The organism is Herbidospora yilanensis, from assembly GCF_001570565.1.
Taxonomy (GTDB): Bacteria; Actinomycetota; Actinomycetes; order Streptosporangiales; family Streptosporangiaceae; genus Herbidospora; species Herbidospora yilanensis.
The window spans coordinates 1-12,105 of sequence record NZ_BBXE01000032.1; the positions used below are offsets into that span (position 1 = coordinate 1).

Annotated in this window: 5 protein-coding genes; 1 reads left to right on the forward strand and 4 read right to left on the reverse strand. The window is 69.7% G+C overall.

The window, feature by feature from the left end:
* Positions 1–5,318: LamG-like jellyroll fold domain-containing protein (locus tag AW273_RS25275; protein WP_062352922.1), on the forward strand; the 5,318-nt coding region annotated here is incomplete at its 5' end.
* Positions 5,319–5,796: 478 nt separating this feature from the next.
* Here the strand turns inward: AW273_RS25275 and AW273_RS25280 are convergent.
* The 4 genes from AW273_RS25280 to AW273_RS25295 form a co-directional block, all read right to left on the reverse strand.
* Entirely contained in the window at positions 5,797–7,551 is a 1,755-nt protein-coding gene (locus AW273_RS25280; protein ID WP_062352926.1) for a copper resistance CopC/CopD family protein, read from the reverse strand.
* Positions 7,552–7,553: 2 nt separating this feature from the next.
* Positions 7,554–8,303: a YcnI family copper-binding membrane protein gene (locus AW273_RS25285; RefSeq protein ID WP_062352929.1), complete on the reverse strand. Its 750-nt coding sequence runs from the start codon at positions 8,301–8,303 to the stop codon at positions 7,554–7,556.
* A gap of 97 nt (positions 8,304–8,400) precedes the next feature.
* Positions 8,401–9,786: a multicopper oxidase domain-containing protein gene (locus tag AW273_RS25290; RefSeq protein WP_062352932.1), complete on the reverse strand. Its 1,386-nt coding sequence runs from the start codon at positions 9,784–9,786 to the stop codon at positions 8,401–8,403.
* A 147-nt stretch (positions 9,787–9,933) separates the two neighbouring features.
* Entirely contained in the window at positions 9,934–12,093 is a 2,160-nt protein-coding gene (locus AW273_RS25295; RefSeq protein WP_198168344.1) for a beta-propeller fold lactonase family protein, read from the reverse strand.
* Positions 12,094–12,105 lie beyond the last annotated feature (12 nt).

Genomic DNA, 12,105 nt, shown 5'->3' on the forward strand with positions numbered 1-12,105 from the left:
CCCCCGTTCCCGCCCCCGTCCCTGCCGCCGACCCGGTCAAGGCGGCCAAGCAGCAGGCGGGACGGCAGCAGAAGCCGATCGAGATCGAGAGTCTCCACACGGAGAACTCCACCACCGTCGCCAACCCCGACGGAAAGACCCTGGGCACCTACGTCTACAGCCGGCCCGTCCGGGTCAAGCGCGACGGCGCCTGGAAGGGCGTCGACACGACGCTGATCGCGGGGAACGGGGTGGTCAGGCCCCGGATGACAGCGCTGGACATCAGCCTGTCCGACGGCGGCGACGCCACCCTCCTGACCGCCAGGGGGAAGACGCTCGGCACCGCGAAGGACAAGGCCGGAGAGGTGCGGATCGCCGCACCGGGCATCCTGCCCGCGCCGAAGCTGACAGGCAACAGGGCCGTGTACGAATCGGCCTACGGCCCCGCCGTCGATCTGGTGGTCACGGTGACCGCGACCGGCTTCCGCCAGGAGATCGTGATCCGGGAACGACCGGCCGGGCCGTTGAAACTACCGGTGCCGGCCGTCCTGCCCGACGGCATGCGCTACGGAAAGACCATCACGGGCAAAGCGGCCGTGCTGACGGGCGACAAGCAGGTCACCGACCTGGCCACGGTACGGATGCTGGACGCCACGGCGGCCCAGACCCCCGGTTCCGGCCACGTCGGCGCGGCGGCCACCTCCATCGAGAACCGGCCGGGCGGCCCCGCCCTGGTGCTGTCCCCGGAAGCGGCCTTCCTCGCCGACCCGCGGGTCACCTACCCGGTGACACTGACCGCGGCCGAATCGGACTGGTATGGCGCCGGCTACCCCGACGACACGTTCATCAACAACAAGACCTGGGGCACCGGCGGTCCCAACCAGGGCATGTTCAAGCTGCTTGTCGGCAACGGCGGCAACGCCATCTCCAACGGTGCGACCAACGACCCGAGCACGGTCTGGCGCAGCTACCTGCGCTTCGACCTGACCGGCGCGCCGTTCATGGGCCGCCCGATCCTCAACGCCGACCTGCGTCCGTGGAACTACCGCTCCCACGCCTGCGGCGACCAGGCAGGCGACATCGTGGTGCGACGGATCACCAGCACGTGGAGCGTCAACACGCTCAGCTGGAGCGCCCAGCCGTCCGTGACCACGGCCGGGCAGGGCGTCAAGGGCAGCGCCGTGGGCGATCACTGCTCCGGCAACCTTCATGCCCAGGACGTCTTCTACACCATCGAGGACATCGTCCGGGCCTGGGGCGCCGGTCAGCCCAACCACGGCCTGCGCATCAGCGCACTGGCCGAGGGCGGCGTCGTCAACTGGCGGGAGTTCCGCTCGGCCAACTACACCGACTCCGACGGCCACCCGCCGCACCTGTTCGTCAAGTACGAGGAGCCCGCGCCCCCGGCCGAGACCAAGGGCATCTTCCTGCCCTACTTCGACAACCCCACGATCGGCGACGCCCGGGACAACGAGTTCGGCGCCGACACGCGGCCCACGGCCCCGGAGATCACCGAAACGCAGGCGTTGCGGCAGCGTGAGGAATCGCCGGACTACGTCATGGAGGACTCCGCGCTGGGCGTGGGCGTACCCGATGACATGAGCGCGGAGGAGTGGCTCGACGCGATCGAGGCGGTGCATCCGACCGACCCCGACCCCGAGCCGCCGACCGGCCCCGACACCTCGCCGCCCACGGTGGACGGCACCTACCCGGAGGCCGACGCGATCGGCACGCCGGTCGGCGAGCCGGTGCGCGCCGGGTTCGGCGAGCCCGTCACCGACGCCGTGATCGTGGTGAAAAACCCCAACGGCAGCCCCGTCACGGGCACGACCACCACGGACGACAACGGCCGGGTGCTCATCTTCACGCCCGGCGCGGCGCTGGCCGCCAACATCCGGTACACCGCCGAAGTGAGCGGCGCGAAGGACGCCGCAGGCAACGTCATGGCGGCTCCGCACGTCTGGTCGTTCACCACGATCGCGGAGAGCACCGCGCCGACGATCGTGCAGGCCGTCCCGGCCCGGAACGCCACCGGGGTCGCCGCCACCACCCCGGTGCAGGTCATGTTCAGCGAGGCCGTACAGGAGGCCCTGCTCTCGGTGAAGAACCCGGCGGGCGCCGCGGTCGCGGGCACCACGGCGATGGACGCGGCGAACACGGTGCTGACCTTCACTCCCGCGCAGGCCCTCGCGCGCGGCACCAGATACACCGTGACGGTGAGCGGCGCGAAGGACGCCGCAGGAAATGTCATGACGCCGGACACCTGGTCATTCACCACCAACGGCGTCGGCCTGGTGGCGGCCTACGGCATGGAGGAGGGCGCCGGCACCACGATCGGAGACTCCTCGGGCCAGGGCAACACGGGCCTGGCACAGGGCACCACCTGGGTCACCGGCGGCCGGTACGGCAAGGCGTTGTCGTTCGACGGCAGCACCAGCGTGGTCAGCGTCGCCGACTCCCCGTCGCTCCGCCTGACGACGGCCGCGACGTTGTCGGCCTGGGTCAGACCAGCGACCGTCGCCAATTGGCGCACCATCATGATGAAGACCGACAACGAGCAGCTTTCCTACGGCCTGTACGCCTCCAACGGCACCGTCCCGTCCGGCTGGTTCTCCGCGGAGACCACGGGACGGGTGACGGTCGACGGCCTCGCGCCGTTGCCCACCGCCACGTGGCGGCATGTCGCCGTCACCTACAACGGCAGCAGCGCCCGCCTCTACGTCGACGGCGCTCTGGTCAGCCAGGCCGCCACGACGGGCAGCCTGCTGGACGTCGACGGCGACCTGCGCATCGGCGCCAACACCATCTGGGGCGAGTACTTCAGCGGCCTCATCGACGAGGTCCGCGTGTACAACGTCGTCCAGACCCCCGCCCAGATCCAGGCCGACATGGCCACCCAGATCGGCGGCACGACCCCCGGGCCGTCCCCGTCGCCCAGTCCGTCCCCATCGCCATCCCCATCGCCCACCCCGACCTCGACGCCCGTCCCGGGATTGGTGGCGGCCTACGGCATGGAGGAAGGGACCGGCACCACGATCGGCGACTCCTCCGGCCAGGTCAACACCGGCTTGGCGCTGGACACCGGCTGGAGCAATGCGGGCCGGCACGGCAAGGCGTTGTCGTTCAACGGCACCTCCAGCATGGTCACCGTCGCCGACTCCCCGTCACTGGGCCTGACGACCGGCCTGACGCTGTCGGCCTGGATCAGACCCACGAACCTCACAAGCTGGCGCACCATCCTGATGAAGGACGACCCACAGATCGGGATGTTGTCATACGGCCTGTACGCCTCCAACACGATCGTCCCCTCCGCCTGGCTGGCCACCGACCTCGAGGACGTGATGAAGGTCAACGGCGAAACGGCGTTGCCCACCAACGCCTGGCGTCATGTGGCCGTCACCTACGACGGCACCACCGCCCGCCTGTACGTCGACGGCACCCCGATCAGCCAGGTCCCCGCCACCGGCAGTCTGCTGGACGTCGACGGCGACCTGCACATCGGCGCCAACACCATCTGGGGCGAGTACTTCAGCGGCCTCATCGACGAGGTCCGCGTCTACAACCTGGCCCAGAGCCCTGCCCAGATCCAGGCCGACATGGCCACCCAGATCGGCGCGGCCCCGCCCTGGTCGGGCACCCTCGCGCAGCCGGGAACAACCGCGAAGTCGGCCGGCCCCGCAGGGGCCATCGCGAAACTGGCGGTGTCCGGCACCACCGGCGCGCCCCGGCTCAGCGCCTGGCTGACCGGCCCGCAGGACCACCGGGCGAAGGTCGAGTTCGAGGTCGCCCCCAAGCCGTCCAAGTCGGCGAAGCACCAGAAGCCGATCTGGTCCGGCACGGTCGAAGCCGCGGGGAGCACCACCGCCGAGGCGAGCATGCCGTCCGGTCTGCTCACCAATCGACAGGAGACACGCTGGCGGGCCAGGACCACGACCGGTGAATGGTCGGCCTGGCAACCGGTCTCCATCACGCCGCCCGTCCGCCCTGCCGTGGCCAAGCAGGAGGTCCGCAACCTCGCCGCCGCCAAGAAGTTCCCCTACGAGCACGTGACCGCGGCGCAGTGCCAGACCGCCATCGCCGATATCAACCGACCGGACCTGGCCGGTTCGATGCACCGGCGAGGCTGGTACTCCAAGAACTCGTACAGCATGTGCTACGCCATGTGGATCGGCGAACGCGACGAGGACTCCAGCGTCAACGACGACACCCCGCTGCTGAGCGACACCAACTGGTACGGCCGGCTGACGATCGTGCTGAACAGCCACGTCGGCAAGGGCCACAACGCCGCCACCCCAAGGGCCGCCAGAAACGGCCCCACCGGTTACAGCAGCCGGGACATCAAGGTCGAACTCGGCGTCACCGACATCCACCTCCTCGATGAGGACTGGGACGACCGCGCGTTCCGGGTCAGCCTGGGCGAGTCGGCGGACTGTGCCGCCACGTTCGTCGACACCGACGGCGTGACCAAGCCGTGGGGGTACGGCAAGGAGCTCACGGTCGCCCAGTGGCGCGCCCGCGGACCGATCGAGATCAAGCTGAGCGTGCCCGAGAACGTGCGGTCGACGAGCCCGGACAAGGGCAACACGTGCAGCCTCAAGCCATCCATCAAGTACACCCACAACCCAGAACTGATGGACAGCTTCAAGACCCTCAATCCGAGCTTCAAGGGTAAGGAGTGGGTGCAGCACTTCATCTGCGACAGCGCCGACTGGATCAAGGCCTACACCGGTGGCTGCATCGTCAACACCGTGCGTCCGGTCTTCATCCTCGACGGCAACGAGGCCAAGGTGAAGGAGTCGGCCGCGCACTGGCTCGACGCGCTCTACTACCCCGGCAACACCAATCCGGACAAAGGAACGGCCAAGCGCATCCCCGGCCAGTTCAGCTGGCAGAATCCCGGCTGCACGCAGGGTCAGACCCCCGCCTGCCTGCACCGCACGCGGGACACGACCACCATCAACAACAACCGCAAGGTGTCGATCCCGATGTGCCGGAAGATGTGGCCGGCCTACAAGGGCCACTGCGACGAATTCCCCTTCGCCTCAACGGTCGAGGGGGCGGCGAACCCGAGCTGGGACTATTCCGTGCGCACCATCAAGGGCGCGGACAACTGCTCTTCGGGGTCGCGGACGAGCGTGTTCTACCAGCGTCACCGAATCCGTGACCGTTTCTCGTTCTGGGTCGCCATCATTCCGGACGGGCGAACGGCGCCGCTGGGCGGCGCCCCCGGCGTCGTCGTCACCGATCCGCTTCCGGATGAGTTGCCAGAGCTCGATCACGCCACCTGCACGATCGACGGAATCGGAGCCAACATCATCGGCCCCATTCCCCCTGCCTGATGAATAACCCCTGAGGGGCAACCGGGGTGAGGGCGGTTCGTTCGCCGCCCTCACCCCGTCCGGGGCGGGTTCCGCGAGCCGGGCGTACAGTGAGCTCCACTAGCCAAATTCAGCCAGAGAGCTTTGATGGCTGAGGTTATGGCGGCTGCAGGTCCAGGCGGTGAAACCGGCCGATCCCGCTGCTGGACGAGGACGACATCCGCCGCGAGGGCGCCATCCTCGACCCCCGGAGCTTCGCCCGGGTCGCGGCGGTGCTGCAGGTCCTGGCCATCAGCCCCTGAGCTTCTCACCCGCACAGCATCACCTGACCAGAAACCGGCGTCGACCTGCGGGAAAGCACTACCAAGATCGGGTCATGGCCCCTTTCTCACGTATTCGGTTCCCAGCCCGAGTAGCCGGTCTCGGCCCGGCACTGCGCGTCCGCGACCGCCGAGTCGATCTCGGCCCGCGTGCCGCGTGGTTTGTCCGAATCCGCCCTTCAGGCGCTCACGTCGACCACGACGCGAACCGTGGCCTGGTCCGTCTCCGTGGTGCGGACCGTGAGAACGGCCTGCCAGCGACCCGGTAACGGCAGGTTCAGCTGGCCGATGTAGTGCCCGTCGGCGCCCTGGAGCTCCACCGGGATCGGCCCGAGGTCCCGGTCTGTGAGGGTCATGGCGGCGTGCACCTCCGGCACGTTGAGCGGCGCGCCGTTCGGGTCGAGCACCGACAGGTGCAGCTGCGCCGGCCCCACCTTGGGCGGAAATACCGTGAGCAGCACCGCACCGCGCGAGGCGGGGCCGGAGCCGGCCGAGAACGGCACGGGTATGGGTACGGCCGGCACCGGCGCCGCTCGATTCGCGGGCGCCGCCGTATTCGCGGTCGCCGCCGTCGAGCGGGCCGGCTCCATGGCGACCAACGCGGCGGACAGGCCGAGCACGACGGCGCCCACCCCCATCTCGGCCAGCAGCCGCCGGTAGAACGCGTAGAGCTGGTGCGGGTCAGGGCCGCCGCGGCGCCGGTTGCCGACCGCGCCGTAGTGGCGGGCGACCCATCCGCGGGCGGCGGCGCCGAACGCGACCAGCACGACCACGAGGGCGACCTTCACCAGCAGAACCCGGCCGTACGCGGTGGCGAACAGCGCCGGCGGCGACCCGACCTGCCGCCATGCCTGGAACAGCCCGGTGGCGGCGATGAGCGCCACGCACACCAGCGCCGTGTGCGAGAACCGGGGCACCGCCACGCGCAGGGTGACGGCGTCGCGGGTCGGCACGTGCGTCACGGCGAGCGCGACGAGACCCCCGAGCCAGACCGAGCCGGCGACGAGGTGCACGACGTCGACCGGCACGGCGAACCCGCCGGCCTCGCCCGTCACGCTGTGGTTCGCGATGCTCCAGGTCACGGCGAGCGCCGCGGCGGCCGCGAGCACCGCCGCCGCGGCCGTCCACCGCGTGCGGCGGTCCGGCGCGTCCGGGTAGCGGTTCAGCAGCCAGACGAGCGCGGGCGCCGCGGCGAGCAGCAGAGCGACGCGAACCCCGAGGGCACGGCCCAGGCCGGTGGCCCACGTCGTGGACAGCAGCCGCGGGTCGAAGGCGCTCGCCACATCGCCGTCGGCCAGGTACGGCCCGTACAACAGGCCGGAGGCGATCGCGGCGGCGAGGCTGGCGCCCCAGCCGGCCCACAACGCCCGCCGGGCCGACCGTCGCCGCGCACCGGCCGGCCAGCACCACGCCAGGTAGAACGCGGTGCCGAGCAGCACGGCGAACCCTGCGAACGCGGCCCACCGGGCGGCGCCGTACGCCGTCGCGGCATCGCCGGAACGATCGCCCGGGGGCGTGACGCCGGCCGGTTGGCTGCCCGGCGTACCGACGGTGAACGTGTAGGCGCCCTGCACCGGGTGGCTGTCGGAGGACACCACCCGCCACGAGACGGTGTAGACGCCGTCGGCTAGTTTCCCGTTCAGCGGGGCCTCCACCGACGTGTCGTCGCCCACGCGGTGGACCGGTGCGCCGATGCCGATGCGGGCGCCGTCCGGGCCGAACAGCCGCACGCCGTCCGGCGGCACGGTCACCGGGTCGGTGAACTGCAGCAGCAGCGTCCGAGGGGAGTCCTGGTAGATCTGGCCGTTGGCCGGCACGGCGTTGACCAGTTCCGCGTGCGCCCAGGCAGGGCTCGCCACCACGAGGGACACGGCGGTGGCGAACCCTGCGAGGAGGACGGCGAGCCCCGTGCCGCGCGTCCTGGTGCGGGTCATGGCTAGAGCCGCCCGGCGGTGTCCGCCTCCGCGAGCGGCGCGGAGGCCGGCACCGGGGTGCGCGGACGCAGCCAGGTCGCGGCCGCCGTCAGCAGCGCGAGGGCGCCGAGCGCGAGGCCGGCCAAGCCGAGCAGGCGAGCGACACCGTCGTCGTCGGTGGTGGTGGTGGGGGTGGGGATGGCCGCGGCGGGCGCGTTGGCCTGCGCGTCCGCCGGCTTGACGTCGATCACCGGCGCCGGGTGTTCGGGCCGTGGCGCGCCGGCCTCCGGGACGTCGATCCAGCGGACGACCTCACCGCCGCTGTAGGTCTGCAGCGCCTTGAACACGAGCTGGCCGGGCGTGGTGGGCAGCGGACCGAGGGACACCTCGAAGAGCTGGAACTCGCCGGGCTTGATGGCGCCGCCCTCCCACACGATGCCCGTGACGGCCTTGTGGGCGGCCTCGTCGTCGGACCCGGCGGACGCGGCGGACGCGGCGTTCGGCAGTTGCCGGGTGGCGACAGTGGCCGTCCAGCCCGGGACGGGGCGCAGGGAGGCGCTGGTGAGCTGGGCGTTCTCCGGGAAGACGACCTCGACGCGGATCGTTTTCGCGTCCGGGCGCTCGTTGGGCACCTTGAACGCGAACGTGCCGTAGCCGCCGGCGGTGGCGACCGAGGGGGAAACGGTGACGTGAGCCCACGCCGGCAAGGCGGAGGCGAGCAGGACGGCGACGCCGGCCACGAGCGTCGCGGTGACGGCACGGATGAGCTTCATGCACGGACTCCTTGCGCGTATCGGTATGTGGAGCCCGTGCCGGTCAGGTGCGTTCACGGCTGACCGGCACGGGTTCGGAGGCGGGTTCAGCCGGCGATTACGGCGTTACATTGACGATCGTCACGAGGCCGACCATGCCGTGGGGTCCCTCGGAGTGAGAGAAGATGTGGCAGTGCAGCATCCACTTCCCGGGCTCTTTGGGCTGGAACACGATGTCGTACGTCTGTCCGACGCCGACGTTGAGCGTGTCCACGGTGTAGGGTGACGCGAGCTTGTTGCCGTCTTGGGCCACGACCTGGAACGGCACCCCATGCAGGTGCATCGGGTGGATCATCTCGGGGCCCGTGCCGATCAGCCGGACGTGGACCTTCTGGTTGACCGCCGCCGTCAGTGGCACGGTCGCCGGGTACGACTTGCCGTTGAGGGTGAACCCGTTGGAACCGTCGCCGATCTCGATGGTGTAGTGCTTGTCGGCGGCGATGTCGCCCAGCGTCGGGGTCACCAGGAGCGCGCCGTAGAGGCCCCGGCCGACCTGGCCGCCACCCATGTGCGAGTGGTACCAGTGCGTGCCGGACGACTTGGCGGTCCACTCGTACGTGTAGGTCTGGCCGGGCATGATGTGCGGCTGGGTGATGTCCGGCACGCCGTCCTGCGCGTTCGGCAGTTGCATGCCGTGCCAGTGCACCGCCGTGTGCTCCGGCAGGTCGTTCTGCACGATGACCCGCACCCGGTCGCCCTCGTTGACCTTGATGGTGGGGCCGGGCACTATGCCGTTGAATGTGTACGCCAGCTTCACCACCCCGGGCGAGACCTCCCAGTCGGTCTGCGACATGCACAGCTTGAACACCTTGACGGTGCCGACCAGATCGTAGGCGGCCAGCCGGGTGCCGTCGCCCTGGTCGGCGCCGAGGACCGGCTTGTCGCAGGGCTCGGAGCCGGGCGGTGGCGTCGTCGTCGGGGTGGCGCTCGGGCTCGGGCTCGGGCTCGTGCCCGGGCTGCCACTCGGCGACGGGCTCGCGCTCGGTGACCGGGACGGCGACGGGCTCGCGCTCGGCGACCGGGACGGCGACGGCGGTGCCGTTCCGGCGTTGATGATGCCGGTCATGTACGGGTGGAGACTGCAGTAGTAGTTGTACGAGCCGGCGGTGGTGACGGTGACCATGAAGCTTGCCCCGGGCGGCAGGTCCGGGGAGGTGAAGTCGCCGCGGATGGCGTGGACGGTACCGTCTGTCTCCTGGTTGACGAACGTGACCGTGTCGCCGGGTGCCAGCGTGAGCACGTCCGGCGTGAACGCGAAGTTCTTGATCACGATCGTGTGGTTCGTGGCACTGTTCGCGGCCTTCGGCGCGAACAGTGCCGCGCCGGAGACCAGCATCGAGAGCGCGATCACGCCGATCAGCATCAGCCGTCGTACCGGTGGCGAGGCGTCGGAGAGGGCACGCCGGAGGGCCGCGAAGGGCTCCGGCGCGGTCGTATCAGGCATGGGTGTACTTCCTCGTCTACTGTGGAATGCACGCGCCCACGTGTCGGCGGCCGAATGGACCGGCGTGGGTGGTGCGCGATCGGGGGCCCTGGTCAGGGGGAGGGACCGTCCGCTTCACGGTCCCTCTCCCGCAGCGCGGGCCCGCAGTTACTCGCAGACCCCCGGGTTGATGGGGTTGAGCTGGACACACGTGAGCTGGTTCGCCATCTCCGGCGTGGCGTTCTGCACCCAGCCGTTGTAGACGATCGGGTAGGCCAAGACGCCCTGCCCGCCCATGCCGTTGTAGCCGGTCACGATGTCATCCACCGTGGTGCCCGCGGCCGAGTCGAGAACCATCTTGCCGACGATTGTGGAGTCGGCGGGGTTGCCGTCGCCGTTGGGGTCGGGGTCGATCACGGCGAGGGTGTTGGCGAACTTGCTCGACACGTAGGCGTAGTAGCCGCCGCCGCGCTTGGCGCCGAAGTTGATGCCGTGACAGCCGGAGTCGCACGGCAGGTACTTGATGACCTTGTCGGTCTTGGTGTCGATGACGGCGATGTTGCTCGTGAGCGTGTTCGCCACGAACGCCACGGTGCCATCAGGGCTGACCGGGATCTGGATCGGCAGGCCGCCGGAGCTCCCGGTCGTCGCCCCGGTCACCATGTCGTAGTTCGCCCACAGGTTGATGGCCTTGTAGCCGACGCTCGTGCCGCTGTCGCTGTGGCACGCCGGCCCGTCCAGCGAGATGCAGGAGACGCTCTGGCCGAGGAAGTTGGCCACGTAGTACTTCGAGGAGTCCGGCATCATGCCGGTCGCGATGGGCAACTGCTCGGTCTGCACCTCCTGGATCGAGCCCGACGGCACGTCGACGATCGTCGAGTCGTTGTGGTTGACGTTCGGCGTGACCATGGTGCGCCCGTCGGCGCTCATCCAGTGCGCGTGCGGGTGGGCCGGTGTCTTGCCGGGACCCTGCACCAGGATGCGTCTGTCGATCTGCGTGGCACCCGGACTCAGTTCGACCACCGCGTTGCCGGCGTTGATGGCGACGTGGAGCTGGTCGGTGTCGGTCCGGGTCATCACATGAGATGGGTCCGGGCCGACCTGGATAGTTCGCACGAGCTTGCCCGTGGTCCGGTCGAACACGGTCAGGCGGTCGGAGAACCATTCCGTCTGATAGATGTACTTTCCATCGCGGTCCGACCACATATTGTGCGGGTTGTTGAGGTTGATCTGTGGTAGCGCCACCTTCCGGTCTACGGTCCAGTTCTGCACGTCGACCTTGGTGGCCGCGCCGGACTTGACCTTGCCGGCGTACTGCTCCATCTGGGTGTCGACCCAGAGCTCACCGACGCCGGGCACGCTCGGCCGCTGGGTGAGCGCGGGCAGCGTGACGCCCTCGTTGAACTTGCTGTTGTAGTACGCGTCGAGGCTCGGGATGATCACCGGCTGCTCGTTCGCGTCGTACTGCAGGATCGGCGCGGGCGGGTAGTAGGGGTTCCAGTTCTTGGTCTGCGTGTTGCTGAAGACCTGCCAGTTGTCGGGCGCGGTGATCCGGAAGAACTTCTGCACGAGCTGCTGCACCACGTCGGCCGAGCTGGGCACGACGATGCCGCCCTTGATGTTGACGTTGAGCTTCTTGCCGAAGTCCAGGCCGGGCGTGAGCGGGTCGTCCACGACCACAGCGCCGAGCATGTACGGGTGGATCTTGCAGAGCCACGCGTACAGGCCCGGCTCGGCCAGGCTGGTCTCGACGTTGCCGATGAACGCGCTGTTCTGGTCGAGCGGCTGCGCGCCGACCGGCCAGATCAGGCTGGTCACCGAGTGGGCCGAGGCGGCCGCCGGTGCCGCCACCGCGAACTTCGCCTTCGGCGTGAGGCTCAGGTCCTTGGGCGCCAGCGCGGCGACCTCGTTGAGCGTGCGCATCAGGTCGAGCCCCACGGGCAGGCTGCCGAGCGGGACGGCGCTGCTGTCCGGCACCGTCGACAGCTGCTGGCTGAGCTGGTTGATCTGCGTCTTGGCACGCTGGATCGTTGGGTTCAGGAATCCGAGCACGCCGCCCGCCGCGTCGACCGCCGCGTTCAGCTGGTCGAGGTTGAGCAGGCTGTTGACGTTCACACCGAGGCTGCCGATCAGCGGTGCGTCGCCGTTGAGCAGCGGCAGGTTGAGCAGGCCGCCGCCGAGATCACCGTTGAGCAGCGTGTCGATGCTCAGCGGCAGCGACGCGAGTTTGGTCCGCGGCGTCACGGCGACGCCGAGCGACCGCGTGCCGAACAGCGTCGCACCGGTGTCGAACCACGCACCCTGGTTGTCGGTGAGCGTGAATTGCACCGGCGTTCCTAC

Coding starts and splice junctions, on each gene's coding strand:
- AW273_RS25280 (WP_062352926.1), bottom strand. CDS start 7,551: ATGACCCGCACCAGGACGCGCGGCACGGGGCTCGCCGTCCTCCTCGCA.
- AW273_RS25285 (WP_062352929.1), bottom strand. CDS start 8,303: ATGAAGCTCATCCGTGCCGTCACCGCGACGCTCGTGGCCGGCGTCGCC.
- AW273_RS25290 (WP_062352932.1), bottom strand. CDS start 9,786: ATGCCTGATACGACCGCGCCGGAGCCCTTCGCGGCCCTCCGGCGTGCC.